This is a genomic window from Massilia luteola, assembly GCF_034420155.1.
GTDB lineage: Bacteria > Pseudomonadota > Gammaproteobacteria > Burkholderiales > Burkholderiaceae_D > Telluria > Telluria luteola.
Genome location: NZ_JAXOFN010000022.1, coordinates 90,528 through 104,594 on the forward strand (window position 1 = coordinate 90,528; position 14,067 = coordinate 104,594).

The window sequence follows — 14,067 nt, forward strand, 5'->3', positions numbered from 1 at the left end:
CATGAACAAGCAGATCATCTTCAACCTGCCGGTCAAGGACCTGGACAAATCCAGGGTGTTCTTTGCCGCGCTGGGCTTCGGCTTCAACCCGCGCTTCAGCAACGAGAACGCGGCGTTCATGGACGTCGTGGACGACACGGTCCGCGTCATGCTGATGACCGAAGCCTTCTTCAGCTCCTTCACCAACCGGCCAGCCGTGCGGGCGAAGGAAGCCAACGAGGTGATCATCTGCCTGAGCTGCGAGAGCCGGGACGAAGTGGACAGCCTGATCGCCAGGGCCACCGCCGCCGGCGCGCGCATCCCGCATCCGCCCGAAGACAACGGCTTCATGTACGACCAGGGCTTCGAGGACCTCGACGGCCATTTGTGGAACCTCGTCTGGATGGCGCCGCAGGGCTGATCGGGCCGGAATGGTAGGATAGCGGTCCGCGCATCAACCAGAGGTAGTCATGACCATATTCGCCATGTCCGTATTCGACGCCACCGTCATCTACGACGGCAAGGAGCTCTTCAAGGGCCGCGGTGCCGCGAGCGTGTGGGCCGAAAAGCTCGCCAAGGAAATCGAAACCGCCGTCACGGTCGAGAAGATCGGCACCGGCTGGGCGTTGTGCGCCCGGCTGGACGGCGCCGATTGCCGCTGGGGCATCCTGGGGCAGCGGCTCAAGCGGCTGGACTGAATGGCCGCGCTGACGGTATCGAGGATCCTGCACGCGGGCTATGTGTTCGAATGCGGCGGCGTGCGCATCGCCTTCGACACGATCTTCGAAAACCCGTTCAGCCGCAACTGCCACGCGTTTCCGGACGCGCGGTTCGACGTCGACCTGATCCGGCGCCAGCGCTTCGATGCCGTGTTCATCTCGCACTTCCACGACGACCACTGCTCGCTCGAGAGCCTGGACCTGCTGGACCGCGCGACGCCGCTGTACATCTACTGCCTGTTCGACGAATTGTTCGACATGGTGCGCCAGCTGGGTTTCACCAGCGTGCACGCGCTGCGCCTGGACGCGCCGGTGGACGTCGGCCCGTTCCAGGTCGTGCCGCGCGAAGCGATGGACGCCGACGTGGACTCGATGTTCCAGATACGGGCCGCCGGACTGAATGTGCTGAACGTGGTCGATTCCTGGATCGACGATGCGACGCTCGCGCGCCTCGTCGGCGAGAAACCGTGGGACCTCGTGCTGTGGCCATTCCAGACCATGCGCGAGCTCGAGGTGCTGGCACCAAGACGCCATGCGCCCGCGCCGCCCGAGCTGCCGGAGGACGCGCTGGACCAGCTGCGCGCGTTGGCGCCGCGCTATGTCGTGCCGAGTTCCTGTCAGTTCGCGCTCGAACCGTGGTCGTGGTACAACCGCGCCTTCTTCCCGATCTCGTATGCCCGGTTCGCGCAGGAGGTCGGGGCCGCGCTGCCGCGGGCGCGGGTGGTGCGCATGGATCCCGGCGTGTCGATGCGGCTCGATGCGGATGGGTTGCATCCGGCGCCGCCGCTGGACTGGGTCATCCCTGTCGGCGATCAGGACGTCGACTACGTCTACGAAGGCAATGTGGACGCGCCGCCGACGAGCGACGTCGCCCGCCATTTCCCGGCACTGACGGCAGCGCAATGGACGCGCGTGCTGGACTACTGCCGCACCGGCCTGCCGCAAAAATATGCCGACCTTGACGCCGCCGGCGAGTATTTCGACAGTCCCCGCACCTGGCAGTTGTCGATCTACGATCACGCGGGCGAGGTCACGCGCTTCCGCTACCGCCTGGGCGGCGCCCACGCGACGCCGCTTGAGGACGCGGGCGGTCCGCCGGGCTGGACCACCGACATCCCCGCCGCGAAGCTGTACGCGGCGCTGGCGCTGGGCGAGTCGCTGACGTCGATGTACATGCGGATCAACGATGCCGTATTCGATGCCGGCACCGAACGCGAACTGGCGGAGGCCGACGTGGTCGACGATCCGCTGATCCGCTGCCTGTTCAGCGACGGCTTCGGGGCCTACCAGCGCGCGCAGTTGCGGCGCCTGCTGGGCCTTACAGACTGAAACGTCTCTTACAGCGGCACCGACAGCTTTTCCCTCCCTGACCTGACACACTGTGGCCATGCGTACAGACCGCGCCGGGCCGGCGCGATAGCATCCGTCATTATCCGATCAGGAGAGAACAATGAACATCAACATACCTGTCATGCGCATCGCCGCCATCCTCGCGCTGACCGCCGCGTCGGCGTCCGCGTTCGCGCAGAGCGCCGAATATCGCCGTGGCTACGACGACGGTTACGCGGCCGGCCTGCGCGATGCGCGCGGCGACCGCGGTCCGCATCGCGGCTGGCCCCGCGTGTTCATCGAGGACGCGGAATATGGCGCGCACGGCGCGGCGTGCGATGCGCGCCGGGCGGTGCGTGCTGAAATCGAGCGCAACCACGGCAACGTCCTGGCCGGTAACCAGCTGTGCGGCGATCCGGCGCATGGCCAGCCCAAGCGGCTGAGGATCGTCTATCGCTGCGGCGACAGCGAGGCGGTCAGGGTGATCGCGCGCGAGAACGAGACGCTGCAGCTGAGCTGCCGACACTGAACGGCTGAGTCTTCCCGGCAGTCGATGGCGCGGCGCGTCGACGTCAAAGCCCGACGCCCCATTGCTCGACGGTCACCTTCGACACGCGTTTTTCCGGCGTCGTGTCGACGAGAACGGCGACGTCATAGTGCGTGATAACGGATTGCGCCACATCGTGTTCTACCGCGTAGCGTTTGAATCCCGTCCCGTTGTTCACGCAGCAGACGAGCTGAAGGCCTCGGTCGGTAAAGAACTTCTCGGCAACGTCGAGCGACGTGCCCGCCGGCAGATGGCTGGCCGTCTCCGAACGCCAATAGTCGGCGCGTTCGGCCGCTTTGTGGTGGGCGCAGCCGGACAGCAAGAGTCCGGCTGCCATGATGCAAATATTACGAAACATTCTTCATCCTTTCGATGGGTGCACGCCTGCTCTGGAATCCAGCTTTCTTCCTCATCCTGTTGGTCCACTTTCCAATGCAATGCGTGGTCAACGGCACGTAACGTGGCTGCCTTGCCGTCGGTCTTGCCCGTCGTTGGCGCATGCCTTTGGTGGCGGACCACAAAAGGGCTTCATATGACGCGGGCCACCGAGGCAATCAGGATCGCCGCCGGCACGAGCAGTGCTTGCGCCGCCACCGTGCCAGCCAATCGGCTTCCCACCAGCCAGACGACGGCCTTCCGGAACTGCCCTTCCGTCACCTTTCCTTCGACGACATCGTCGGTCATCCCGGACATGTGCGGGTCGATGAACATCGCCATCATGATGGTGGCGCCGCCGTTGACGATCGACGAGAGCGTGCTCGAGGTGACCCGAACCGATGGATCGAGGACGCCTGCATAAAGCGAGGCAAACACGCCGACCGTCCAGAGCGCCGTAGCGCCGACATTCAACAGCGTGATCCGGCGTGAAACGCCATGCCCCGACCGGATCTCGGTGACGTTTCGCGCGGCAGGCACGGTAGCGACGTCCCGGACGTAAGAAAGACCGCCTTTAAAGAAACTGTGAAGGATCAGCTTGGGAATCGAGCGATTGACCTGGAAATGCAGCACGGCGCGGCAGAACACCCGCTGGAACGTGGGAATCAGCAGCGCACCCGCGACCGTCGCCAGGCTTGCCGACACCATCAACCAGCGAAAATCGCCCAGCAGCGTGCCGGTTGCGAGAGCGTGCAGGTTGGTCTCGACGCGCTTTGCCAGGAATGGACCAAGAAACGAATTCGAGGTTCGGGACACGAGCATAAGAATGCTGAATAGCGCCAACGACACCGCGATCCGCTTCGTCCGTACGCCGGCAATCCGTACCGAGTAGGCGAGTGTGCCGATCAGGTGGATGACGAACGTGAGAAAGCAGATGAGGAAAAGTTGTTTGTCCATGTCTTAGTCTGTGACGGGGAACGTAAGTCGCATTTCCATGGCAATCTTGGTTGTGAATGGACGCACGGCAGGAGCGCTTCTGAACATTAATATTTCATGTTAATTCTGGATTGGCGTCCAACCGAGTTCCGCATCGGACAGCAAACGCAGTGTGATCAACTTGGGACTGCCACGAACAGTGGTAATGGCGTGGCCGCGCTTTTCGTTGACAACCCGCGTGAAGAACTCGTGTTCGGTAATGGGTTGAGACTTCTCGTCGAGGTAGATCGCCTTTTCGTACTGTGCGATGAGGCTTTGCTTCCAGGTTGCCATGTCAGCCATCGTCGGATGCGATGTCTCTGCGGCACGAGCAACCGTCAGGGACCAAAAGAGGAAAGCGAAAACCAGAAACAGGTGCTTCATCAATCAAGTCCCAGGTTGTTTGCGTCGTCGGGATGTCCGTGATCCATGCTGGGCAAGCTCAGCCCAGCGGCGACGCGTCCACGCTTCAGTTCAGCGCTGCTCTTCGCCAGGTTGAGACCACGCGACCGCCCGGTAACGGCCAAGCTTAGCAGAGTCATGCGGTCAAAAAAGGCGCGCTTTCTCACGCCTGGCTCGTTTGTCTTCCGGCCGACTCCAGCGATTGACCCAGCATGGCAAATTGGCGATCCGGAAAACCCGCGAATCGTCACAGCCGCCCGCTACCGACTTTTCTTTTCGGTCCGTACCAACGTAGCGACGTGTTCGAGCTTGCAGTTGTCGAGCGACGTCGTGGTCACGTCGACCGGACCGTACCATTTATAAACGCCGACAAAGCCGCCGGTGCGCAGAATCCACGCTTTCTTCCTGACGGTATCCAGCAGCACCGAATGATGAAAGCCGTCGATGACATGGCTGGTATCCGGAATCGCGATCCGGACCAGGGATTCTCCGGCGGCCGCATCCGGCGCTTGCGCGTCCGGGATCTCGACCGTGAAACCGGAATAGGAAATGCCGTAGCGTTCGACCAGCGCGTCCGTCATCGGGCATGCCGATGCATGGGTCGATAAACAGGTTGCGACAACTGCGCACGCAAATAGTTTCATTGCTCGTCCATCCTGCACGTCGGCCGACGTACCGTAAATTGTCATCATTGTGTGGCATCCTTTTGCCCCGGCTGTGGCGGCACATGCAGCGCAATACCCAGCTCGCGATAAGGTCGCAGCAACGCCTCGTCCGTCCCCGCCGGCACCACGATCCCGCTGATCTCGGAAAGCCCGACGATGCGATACGGCGACGCCGTCGCCAGTTTCTCCGACGAGGCCAGTACGATCGTTTCGGCCGCCGCGTGGCACAGCGCGCGCTTGATGCAGGCTTCCTCGTAATCCCCGGTCGACAGCCCGCTGTCCGGATGTACGCTGGTCACGCCCATGAAATAGGTGTCGGCGCGGATCTGCGCGATGGCTTCCAGCGTCGCCGCGCCCACGCCCACGGCCGAATGCCGGAACAGGCGGCCGCCGAGCATGATGACCTCGATGTCCGGATGGTCCATCAACGCCATCGCGATCGACGGGCTGTGCGTGACGACGGTCGCGCGCAGGTGGCGCGGCAGCGCGCGCACGAGCTGGGCGCACGTGGTGCCGCCGTCGACGAACACGACCTGGCCCGGCTGCACCAGCGCGGCGGCCGCGCGGCCGATGGCGGCCTTGTCGGCCGTGGCGATGCCGTGGCGCGTGGCGAAATCGGCCAGCGCCGGACTCGCGGGCAGGGCGCCGCCGTGCACGCGCTGCAGCAGGCCTTCCTTTGCCAGTTCGCGCAGGTCGCGCCGGATCGTGTCTTCCGACACGTTCAACGCCGCGCTCATCGTCGTGGCGACGATCCGGCCGTCGCGCCGCAAGGCGTCCATCAGATACTGTTTTCGCTGGCTCGTCAGCATGCGTCCCTTTCGTCGTGCTTGACGTTGCGTGATATTGCACGATAGTTTACACGAACTTCAATATTCGGAGAATATCGTGCAGGATCATGTGGAAATCAGGCAGGTCGAGCTGCTGTCGGACGACTGGGGCGTGCTGAAAAAGACGACGTTCGCGCTGCGCACGCAGGACGGCGGCTGGGACGTGCAGACCCGCGAAACGTATGACCGCGGCAATGGTGCGACGCTCTTGCTGGTCAACCGCGCGCGCCGTACCGTCGTGCTGACGCGGCAGTTCCGCCTGCCGGCCCATGTGAACGGGCACGACGGCTTTCTCGTCGAGGCGGCGGCCGGCCTGCTCGACGGCGCGAGTCCGGAAGCGCGCATCCGCGCCGAGGTCGAAGAGGAAACGGGTTACCGCGTCGGCACCGTGCGCCGCCTGTGGGATGCGTTCATGAGCCCCGGCAGCGTGACGGAGCGCCTGCACTTCTTCGTGGCCGAGTACGAGGCGCGCGACCGCATCGGGCCGGGCGGCGGCGTGGCGGAAGAGGGCGAGCGGCTGGACGTGCTGGAGCTCGACGTCGACGCGGCGCTGGCCATGATCGGCACGGGCATCGTCGACGGCAAGACGATCATGCTGCTGCAGTACGCGCAGCTGCACCTGTTCGCGCCGCGCGGGATGATGATCCTGATCGCGGGGCCATACCGGTCCGGCACGGACGACGATCCGGCGCGCATCGCGCAGAACGTGGCGGCGATGGGGGCGTGCGTGATGCCGCTGTACGAGGCCGGGCACCTGCCCGTGCTGGGCGAATGGCTGGCGCTGCCGATGGTGCGCCTGGCCGGTTCGAAGCAAGCGGGCGACGCCATATTCGACGCCGTGTTCCACCCGCACGCGCAGCGTTTGCTGGAACGCTGCGACGCGGTGCTGCGCATCGGCGGCGCGTCGGCGGGCGCGGACCTGATGGTGGCGACGGCGAAGCGGCTGGGCAAGCGCGTGTACGCGGCGCTGGACGAGATCCCGCGCGCGTCCGTTCAGAATTGCGCGTACTCGCCTTCCGCGGCGTTGTAGACGAGGACCTTTCCCGACGCATTGACCTGGTAGCGGTCGCGCACCGGCGAGACGTCCGGATCGCCGCCGCAGCGCTGGTCGTGGATTTCATGGGCGGCGAATTCCCATCGGTCTGCCGTGGCGTTGGCCGGGGTATCGCTCTCGTTCATGAACGTCAGGCAGTCGAGATCCTTGACCCGATGCGCCTTCAACTGCGCGACGAGCAGGTCCAGCGCCTGCCGTTCCGAAATCTTCCCAGGCGCGGCGGCATTGCGCGCCGGCGTGTCCGGAGACGTGCGCGAACAACCGGCCGACAGGACGGCCAGAACGAACAACGGCGCAGACAGGATGCGCAACACGAACGTCATCCCCATCAGCGCCGCAGCTGCGCCACGACACCCAGCGCGCCGCGCGCCATCTTCCACACCGACAGCGCCGACGTGGCGACGCCGGCCAGGCGCTTGCGGCGCATGAGGACGAGTCCCAGCACGGCGCCGGCCGCACCCAGCACGAGCTTGCGGTTGGCGGCGACGTAGCCGGCCAGCGGATTGCCGGCCAGCGCTTTCGACGGGCGCAGCGCGTCCAGCTCGTAGGCCAGGCCCACGCGCTGTCCGGCGCATTGCTCGATCAGCGCGGCGCGGCGCGCGGTGAGGTGGGTCTTATTCATCGGTCGCTCCCGCAGGGTGCGCCGCGTGCTGGGCTGCCCCGTGGCGCAGGTAATCGATGTCGTTGCGCAGCTCGGCCAGGGTGGCGGACAGCAGCGGCGCCTCCGCGTTCATGCTGGCGCGCACCTTCAGCACGATGATGGCGGCCAGCGCGCCGAACAGGACGGCCATGCCGCCGACGGCTTGCAGGCGGTAGGTGTCCCAGAAGACGGCGATGACGAACAGCGCGGCCAGCAGCAGGGCGCCGGCGGCCAGGAACACGGCCAGCAAGGTCCACGCGAGGTGGCCCAGCAGGCGGCGTGCGTCTTCCTGGAATTCGATGGCGGCCAGTTCCAGGCGCGTGCCGGCCATGGCGACGAGTGTCGCCCCGATCCGGCCGGCCGTCGCGAAGAACGTCATTATTTACGGGCGATCAGCATGCCGATCACGACACCGACCGCGGTGCCGAGGCCGACCGCCTTCCACGGGTTTTCCTTGACGTATTCGTCGGTGGCCTTGGCGGCGACCTTGGCTTTTTCGACCGCGGCTTCTTCCAGGCGGATGATGTCGTCCTTGGCCTTGACGAGGGTGCGCTCGAACTTGGCCTTGGCGACCTTGAACTCTTCGCCGGTCAGGTGGCCGCTGTGGCGCAGCCAGGCTTCCGCGTCCTGGATGACGGTCTTCAGGTCGGACAGCAGCTGGTCGCGGGCGCCGGTCTGGGTCGGGATTTTTTCCATCATGGGTGAACCTCTCGTTATCGATTATGTTACGGACAATATTATCCTAATGCATAGTCTAGCGCGACGCCAGCGAACACGGCCGCACCCAACCAGTTGTTTTGGTTGAACGCGGCGAAGCATTGCATGCGGTCGCGCCCGCGGATCAGGGTGTAGTGGTAGACGGCCATCGCGGCCGCCACCGCGATGCCCGCCACGAACCACCCGCGCAGGCCCAGCATCCAGCCGCACGCGAGATCGATGCCGAGCGCCGCCGCATAGCACACCATGATGGCGAAGACGTCGTAGCGGCCGAACGTGATGGCCGACGTGCGGATGCCGATGATCAGGTCGTCGTCGCGGTCGACCATCGCATATTCGGTGTCGTACGCGACCGACCAGAACACGTTCGCGGCCAGCAGCCACCAGGCGACGGCCGGCACGTGGCCTTGCACGGCGGCGAAGGCCATCGGGATACCGAAGCCGAACGCGATGCCGAGGTAGGCCTGCGGGATCGCGAAGAAGCGCTTGAAATACGGATAGCTGCCGGCCACGATCACGGCCACCACGGACAGTTCCTTCGTCAGCGTGTTCAGCGGCAGGATCAGCAGGAACGAGACGATCGCGAGCACGGCCGCCACCATCAGCGCTTCCCAGCCCTTGATGCGGCCGCTGGTGAGCGGACGGTCGACGGTGCGCTTGACGTGGCGGTCGAATTCGCGGTCGGCGTAATCGTTGATCGCGCAGCCGCTCGATCGCATCAGCGCGGTGCCGACGATGAAGATGACGAGATACAGCGGATCGGGATGCCCGCCCGACGCCATCCACAACGCCCACAGCGTGGGCCACAGCAGCAGCAGGATGCCGATCGGCTTGTGGGCCCGGACCAGGCGGAAATACAGCGCCAGCTTGTTCATGTCGTTCGAATTGAATAATTGAATATCTGCAAGGTCAGGATTGTAGCCTGTCGGGGCGCGCCCGGCAGTACGGCACCGATCGCGTGAACCCGGCGCGCGTGTGGAAACGGGTACGTAGACGATGCACAAGGCATGGCGCACGCTGGCGCTCTACGATCCGGACTTTCGACTGAGGAGACCTCGTATGCGGTTCGTAACCATGGTGGTGCTGGCCGGAATCGGACTCGGCTGTTGTACGCGCGCGGACGCCGGCGGCCAGGCGGAGCAGGGGGAATGGACGGAAGCGCAGTCGCTGCGCGAGCTCCCGGCCGGCATCCAGGCGCTGCTGGGCGTGGGGCTCGGCGCGGACGGCATCGCCGACCGGGGCGAGGATTTCAACGAAGGCGATCTCGGTGCCGACAACATGCCGACGCGCCGCTTCGCGCTCGGCATCGTCAACGGCGACACCGCCCTCGTGGCCGTGGAACAGGGCGGCCGCGCCTATGCCGTGCGCGCCGTGGAATTCCGGCAGGCCGGCACGACGTGGGACGCGGTCCGCTGCGCGTCGATGAACGAATTGCCGCGCCGCGGCGCCGAACTGGCCGACGCCTTCACCGGCCACCATGCCGGGCATCCCGGGCCGTGTCGGGACTTCGGCATGCGCCTGGCCCAGCCCGCCGGCGCATCCCCATTGCCGGCCGCGGTGGCGCCGGTCGCACCGGTGCGCGTCAGGCTGCGGCCTGGAGCGTGACCATCTCGACACCGGGCAGCCCGCAGTCGGCGACGGCTTTCACGACGGCATCGATGGCGGCGCGGCGCGTAAAACTCTTGCGCCACACGATCACGACGCGGCGCGACGGCGCCGGGTCCTGGAACGGGACGAAGGTCAGCATGCCGTGCGGGTCCTTCATGTCCGGCACGGAGGCGCGCGGCAGCACGGTCAGGCCGATGCCGCTCGCGACCATGTGGCGGATCGTTTCCAGCGACGAGCCTTCGAACGTGCGCTGCATGCCGTTGCCCGGCGCCGACGAGAAGCGCGCCATCTCGGGGCAGACTTCCAGCACCTGGTCGCGGAAGCAGTGGCCGGTGCCCAGCAGCAGCATCGTCTCGCTCTTGAGGTCTTCGGCCGAGATGTCCGCGCGCGTGGCCCACGGATGGTGCTTCGGCATGGCGACGACGAACGGTTCGTCGTACAGCGGCTGCACGGCCATGCCGTGTTCCGGCAGCGGCAGGGCCATGATGGCGGCGTCCAGCTCGCCCTGGCGCAGCAGGTCGAGCAGTTTTACCGTGAAATTCTCTTGCAGCACGAGCGGCATCTGCGGCACGTGCTCGATCAGGTTTTTCACGAGCGGCGGCAGCAGGTAGGGGCCGACCGTGTAGATCACGCCCAGGCGCAGCGGGCCGGACAGCGGGTCCTTGTTCTGCTTGGCCAATTCCTTGATGGCGGCCGTCTGCTCGAGCACGCGCTCGGCCTGCGCCACGATCTGCGCGCCCAGCGGCGTCACGGAGACTTCCGAGCCGCCCCGTTCGAACAGGGTCACGCCGAGTTCGTCCTCGAGTTTCTTGATGGCGACGGACAGCGTCGGCTGGGCAACGAAACAGGCTTCGGCCGCATGCCCGAAATGGCGGGCGCGCGCGACGGCGACGATGTACTTCAGTTCGGTCAGTGTCATGGGTTCTTTCTTACCAGCCGTGTTCTAGAAGACACGTTTGCCCAGGTTTTAGGCAGTCTGGCACTATTTTACCGGTAAAGCCATGGATATAATGGCCGGGCTGGCGATGTTGCCTGGCGTTAATAAAGAGGCATCCATGTCTTCGACCTTCGGCCCGGCGGAAGCCCAGGCCTATATGCACAAGCTGCTCACGGTGATGCACCACCAGGGCGGCTCCGACCTGTTCATCTCGGCCGATTTCCCGCCCAGCATGAAGCACCAGGGCGCGATGAAACCCCTGAGCAACCAGCGCCTGACGGGCGACGTCACGCGTGCGCTCGCCTTGGCGCTGATGAACGAGCGCCAACGGACCGAGTTCGAGGCCGAGATGGAGTGCAATTTCGCCATTTCCCTGCCCGGCGTGTGCCGTTTCCGCGTCAACGTATTCGTGCAGCAGCAGAGCGTGAGCATGGTGGTGCGCACGATCGCGTCGGAAATCCCGAACTTCGAGAAACTCGACCTGCCCGAGGTGCTGAAGGACGTCGTCATGACCAAGCGGGGCCTGGTCCTCGTCGTCGGCGGCACGGGGTCTGGCAAGTCGACGACGCTGGCGGCGATGATCGATTACCGCAACAGCAATTCGGCCGGCCACATCATCACGGTCGAGGACCCCGTCGAATACGTCCACAAGAACAAGAGCTGCCTCATCACGCACCGCGAGGTCGGCGTCGACACGCTGTCCTGGCACAACGCGTTGAAGAACACGCTGCGCCAGGCGCCGGACGTGATCTTGATCGGTGAGATCCGCGACACGGAAACGATGGAGCACGCGATCGCGTTCGCCGAAACGGGCCACCTATGCCTCGGCACGCTGCACGCGAACAATGCCAACCAGACGATGGACCGCATCATCAACTTCTTCCCGGAAGAACGCCGCAACCAGTTGCTGATGGACCTGTCGTCGAACCTGCGCGCGATCGTGTCGCAGCGCCTGGTCCGCACGGAAGACGGCAAGGGCCGCAAGGCCGCGATCGAAATCCTGCTGAACACGCCGACGATCGGCGAGATGATCTTAAAAGGCAATTTCCAGAGCATCAAGGAGATCATGCACAAGTCGCGCGAACTGGGCATGTGCACGTTCGACCAGGCGTTGTTCGAGCTCTACAACAAGGGCTTCATCAGCTACGACGAAGCGATCCGCAACGCCGATTCCGCGAACGGCCTGCGCCTGCAGATCAAGCTGTCCGGCGAGCGCAAGGCGCCGGGCGAGGGCGGCGCCGCCGCCAAACCGGCCGAGCTGTCGATGCTGATGGACGAGCCGGAAGAGGAACCGCCGGCCGCGGGGTAGAATGCACGCCATGTCTACCTTCGAACAAAAACTCTGCACCCGCGCCACCCTGCCGCAACGCATCGCCGACCTGCCGAAGCCCGTCGTGCTGACGAACGGCGTGTTCGACATCCTGCACCGCGGCCACGTCACATATCTGGCGCAGGCCCGCGCGCTGGGCGCGTCGCTGGTCGTCGCGGTCAACACGGACGCCTCCGTGAAGCGCCTGGGGAAGGGCGACGACCGCCCGCTCAACACGCTGGCCGACCGCATGGCCGTGCTGGCCGCGCTGGAATCCGTCAGCCTCGTCGTGGAATTCGACGAGGACACGGCGCTGGAAGTGGTCGAGGAAGCCCGTCCCGACATCTACGCCAAGGGCGGCGACTACGTCATGAGCGCCATCCCGGAAGGCAAGGCGGTGCTTGCCTATGGCGGCAAGGCCGTCGCGATCGATTTCGCGCACGACCGCTCGACGACCAAGCTCGTCGCGAAGATCCGCCAGTTCGGCTGACCTCCCGGCATCAAGCCCCGCCCGCGAACCCGTTCTGGCGCCACGCCTCGTAGACGACGACGGCCACCGTGTTCGACAGGTTCAGGCTGCGGTTGCCCGGCATCATCGGCAAGCGGATGCGCTGGGCCGGCGCGAACGATGCGCGCAGCGCCGGGTCGAGGCCGCGCGATTCCGCGCCGAACACGAAGACGTCGCCCGGACGGAACGCGCAATCCGCGAACGGCGACGAGCCGTGCGTTGTCATGGCGAACATCCGGGTCGAATCGGGCTGGGCGTCCGCCAGGAAGGCGTCCCAGTTCTTGTGCACCTTCATCGTGGCGTAATCGTGGTAGTCGAGGCCGGCGCGGCGCATCTTGGCGTCGTCCAGCGGAAAGCCGAGCGGCTCGATCAGGTGCAGCTGCGCGCCCGTGTTCGCGCACAGGCGGATGATGTTGCCCGTGTTGGGTGGGATCTCGGGTTCGACCAATACGACGTGAAACAAGACATTCTCCTCAAAATCGTCATTGCCTGCGTGCGGCCATGCAGCCCGCACGGGCGGAAATCCGGTGGTACCTAATGGGGCGGCGTGCGCGCGAACACGAAATTCGTCACGCGCGCCGCGCCGCAGCGCTTGAACGTGGCGGCCAGTTCGCCCAGCGTGTGGCCGCTCGTCATGACGTCGTCGACGAGGCCGACGTGGCGGCCCTCGACGAGGTCCGGATCGGCCACCGCGAACGCGTCGCGCACATTCTTCGCCCGCACGCTCGGGGCCACGCCCGACTGCGCCGGCGTGTCGAGCGTGCGCAGCGCCAGCGCCGGATGACATGCTACCCCGAGCGCGGCCGCCAGTGGCCGCGCGATCTCCAGTGCCTGGTTGAAGCCGCGCTCGACCAGCCGGCCCGGCCCCAGCGGCACCGGGCACAGCAGGTCGGGCAGCGGCAGGCCTGGCCTGGCCAGCACGGCGTCGCGGATCCGGCGCGCGAACCACGGCGCGAGCGCGAGGCGGGCGCCGAATTTTAATTGAAGGACGAGCTGGTCGAGCGGAATCGCGTAATCGACGGCCGCGACGGTGGCGTCGAAGGCGGGCGGGTCGCGGAGGCAAGAGCCGCAGATCAAGGTCGCAGCCTCACCAACGTCGCCGCCGCGCAGGCGGGGACTCAATCCTGCATGCGTACCTGGCGGCACAAACTTGGGCCCCCGCCTGCGCGGGGGCGACGATATGTCTACAGCATGCGTACGCGGCTGCACGACCTCGGGCCCCCGCCTGCGCGGAGGCGACGGGATTTCTACTGGTCGATCCATTGGTAGCGGATTCCCGCATTGCCCGCAGCGCACCGTGCGCGGCTGCGCATACGCGTCCCGGCACGCCGCGCACACGACGTCGTCGCAGCCGCCCCCGCACAAGGCGCAGACGGACGGCATCAGCACGCGCAGCAATGCTCGTGGCCAATGTCGCAGGGATGAATAACGGGTCGTCATCGTGATTTCTACCCATCATGTACACTGCCGCCATTA

General features: G+C 65.5%; 20 protein-coding genes and 1 pseudogene. 8 read left to right on the forward strand and 13 right to left on the reverse strand.

What is annotated here, in order from left to right; all coding sequences use genetic code 11:
- Position 1 precedes the first annotated feature (1 nt).
- The 4 genes from U9J41_RS20735 (at position 2) to U9J41_RS20750 (ending at position 2,556) form a co-directional block, all read left to right on the forward strand.
- Positions 2 to 400: a VOC family protein gene (locus U9J41_RS20735; protein ID WP_322404060.1), complete on the forward strand. Its 399-nt coding sequence runs from the start codon at positions 2 to 4 to the stop codon at positions 398 to 400.
- A 49-nt stretch (positions 401 to 449) separates the two neighbouring features.
- Entirely contained in the window at positions 450 to 677 is a 228-nt protein-coding gene (locus U9J41_RS20740; RefSeq protein WP_056447736.1) for a hypothetical protein, read from the forward strand.
- A complete protein-coding gene (locus U9J41_RS20745; RefSeq protein ID WP_322404061.1) occupies positions 678 to 2,027 on the forward strand; it encodes an MBL fold metallo-hydrolase in 1,350 nt (449 codons plus the stop codon).
- 121 nt (positions 2,028 to 2,148) lie between these two features.
- Positions 2,149 to 2,556, forward strand: coding sequence for a hypothetical protein (locus U9J41_RS20750; RefSeq protein WP_322404062.1), 408 nt, complete (start codon positions 2,149 to 2,151; stop codon positions 2,554 to 2,556).
- A gap of 43 nt (positions 2,557 to 2,599) precedes the next feature.
- On the opposite strand, the gene U9J41_RS20755 is transcribed toward U9J41_RS20750, so the two are convergent.
- The 5 genes from U9J41_RS20755 to U9J41_RS20775 all read right to left on the reverse strand — a co-directional run bounded on the left by U9J41_RS20755 (position 2,600) and on the right by U9J41_RS20775 (position 5,800).
- Positions 2,600 to 2,932, reverse strand: coding sequence for a hypothetical protein (locus tag U9J41_RS20755; RefSeq protein ID WP_322404063.1), 333 nt, complete (start codon positions 2,930 to 2,932; stop codon positions 2,600 to 2,602).
- Between the two features lie 170 nt (positions 2,933 to 3,102).
- Complete coding sequence (locus tag U9J41_RS20760; RefSeq protein WP_322404064.1) at positions 3,103 to 3,906, reverse strand: lipid II flippase Amj family protein; 804 nt, start codon at positions 3,904 to 3,906, stop codon at positions 3,103 to 3,105.
- A 99-nt stretch (positions 3,907 to 4,005) separates the two neighbouring features.
- A complete protein-coding gene (locus U9J41_RS20765; protein ID WP_322404065.1) occupies positions 4,006 to 4,308 on the reverse strand; it encodes a hypothetical protein in 303 nt (100 codons plus the stop codon).
- A gap of 278 nt (positions 4,309 to 4,586) precedes the next feature.
- The gene (locus U9J41_RS20770; RefSeq protein ID WP_322404066.1) at positions 4,587 to 4,907 is read right to left on the reverse strand and encodes a hypothetical protein; all 321 of its coding nucleotides are present in this window, start codon (positions 4,905 to 4,907) and stop codon (positions 4,587 to 4,589) included.
- Positions 4,908 to 5,014: 107 nt separating this feature from the next.
- Positions 5,015 to 5,800 (reverse strand): DeoR/GlpR family DNA-binding transcription regulator, encoded by a 786-nt coding sequence (locus tag U9J41_RS20775; protein ID WP_322404067.1) that lies wholly within the window; start codon positions 5,798 to 5,800, stop codon positions 5,015 to 5,017.
- Between the two features lie 73 nt (positions 5,801 to 5,873).
- Between U9J41_RS20775 and U9J41_RS20780 the strand changes: the two are divergent.
- A pseudogene (locus U9J41_RS20780) lies at positions 5,874 to 6,443 on the forward strand (NUDIX domain-containing protein); the annotation flags it as partial.
- Between the two features lie 368 nt (positions 6,444 to 6,811).
- Here U9J41_RS20780 and U9J41_RS20785 read toward each other — a convergent pair.
- Genes U9J41_RS20785 through ubiA form a run of 5 tightly spaced genes read right to left on the reverse strand, consistent with a single transcriptional unit; the run spans position 6,812 to position 9,104 of the window.
- The gene (locus U9J41_RS20785; protein WP_322404068.1) at positions 6,812 to 7,195 is read right to left on the reverse strand and encodes a hypothetical protein; all 384 of its coding nucleotides are present in this window, start codon (positions 7,193 to 7,195) and stop codon (positions 6,812 to 6,814) included.
- Between the two features lie 5 nt (positions 7,196 to 7,200).
- Positions 7,201 to 7,494, reverse strand: coding sequence for a hypothetical protein (locus U9J41_RS20790; protein WP_322404069.1), 294 nt, complete (start codon positions 7,492 to 7,494; stop codon positions 7,201 to 7,203).
- Positions 7,487 to 7,891 (reverse strand): phage holin family protein, encoded by a 405-nt coding sequence (locus U9J41_RS20795; RefSeq protein WP_322404070.1) that lies wholly within the window; start codon positions 7,889 to 7,891, stop codon positions 7,487 to 7,489. Before U9J41_RS20795 ends, U9J41_RS20790 begins: the two co-directional genes overlap by 8 nt.
- Positions 7,891 to 8,211 (reverse strand): ElaB/YgaM/YqjD family protein, encoded by a 321-nt coding sequence (locus U9J41_RS20800; protein WP_056447712.1) that lies wholly within the window; start codon positions 8,209 to 8,211, stop codon positions 7,891 to 7,893. Before U9J41_RS20800 ends, U9J41_RS20795 begins: the two co-directional genes overlap by 1 nt.
- Positions 8,212 to 8,249: 38 nt before the next feature.
- A complete protein-coding gene (gene ubiA / locus U9J41_RS20805; RefSeq protein ID WP_322404071.1) occupies positions 8,250 to 9,104 on the reverse strand; it encodes a 4-hydroxybenzoate octaprenyltransferase in 855 nt (284 codons plus the stop codon).
- Positions 9,105 to 9,288: 184 nt separating this feature from the next.
- Between ubiA and U9J41_RS20810 the strand changes: the two genes are divergently transcribed.
- Entirely contained in the window at positions 9,289 to 9,834 is a 546-nt protein-coding gene (locus tag U9J41_RS20810) for a hypothetical protein (protein WP_322404072.1), read from the forward strand.
- Here the strand turns inward: U9J41_RS20810 and U9J41_RS20815 are convergent.
- Positions 9,812 to 10,756, reverse strand: coding sequence for a hydrogen peroxide-inducible genes activator (locus U9J41_RS20815; protein ID WP_322404073.1), 945 nt, complete (start codon positions 10,754 to 10,756; stop codon positions 9,812 to 9,814). The two genes, U9J41_RS20810 and U9J41_RS20815, sit on opposite strands and share 23 nt — an antisense overlap.
- A 136-nt stretch (positions 10,757 to 10,892) precedes the next feature.
- Here U9J41_RS20815 and U9J41_RS20820 point away from each other — a divergent pair, with 136 nt between their 5' ends.
- Both U9J41_RS20820 and rfaE2 read left to right on the forward strand, forming a co-directional pair.
- Positions 10,893 to 12,083: a PilT/PilU family type 4a pilus ATPase gene (locus tag U9J41_RS20820; RefSeq protein WP_322404074.1), complete on the forward strand. Its 1,191-nt coding sequence runs from the start codon at positions 10,893 to 10,895 to the stop codon at positions 12,081 to 12,083.
- A gap of 10 nt (positions 12,084 to 12,093) precedes the next feature.
- Positions 12,094 to 12,573 (forward strand): D-glycero-beta-D-manno-heptose 1-phosphate adenylyltransferase, encoded by a 480-nt coding sequence (gene rfaE2, locus U9J41_RS20825; RefSeq protein WP_322404075.1) that lies wholly within the window; start codon positions 12,094 to 12,096, stop codon positions 12,571 to 12,573.
- A 10-nt stretch (positions 12,574 to 12,583) separates the two neighbouring features.
- On the opposite strand, the gene trmL is transcribed toward rfaE2, so the two are convergent.
- Together trmL and U9J41_RS29355 are read right to left on the reverse strand one after the other, a co-directional pair.
- Entirely contained in the window at positions 12,584 to 13,054 is a 471-nt protein-coding gene (trmL, locus tag U9J41_RS20830; protein ID WP_322404076.1) for a tRNA (uridine(34)/cytosine(34)/5-carboxymethylaminomethyluridine(34)-2'-O)-methyltransferase TrmL, read from the reverse strand.
- 71 nt (positions 13,055 to 13,125) lie between these two features.
- A complete protein-coding gene (locus U9J41_RS29355) occupies positions 13,126 to 14,031 on the reverse strand; it encodes a ComF family protein (RefSeq protein ID WP_425260834.1) in 906 nt (301 codons plus the stop codon).
- Between the last annotated feature and the right edge of the window lie 36 nt (positions 14,032 to 14,067).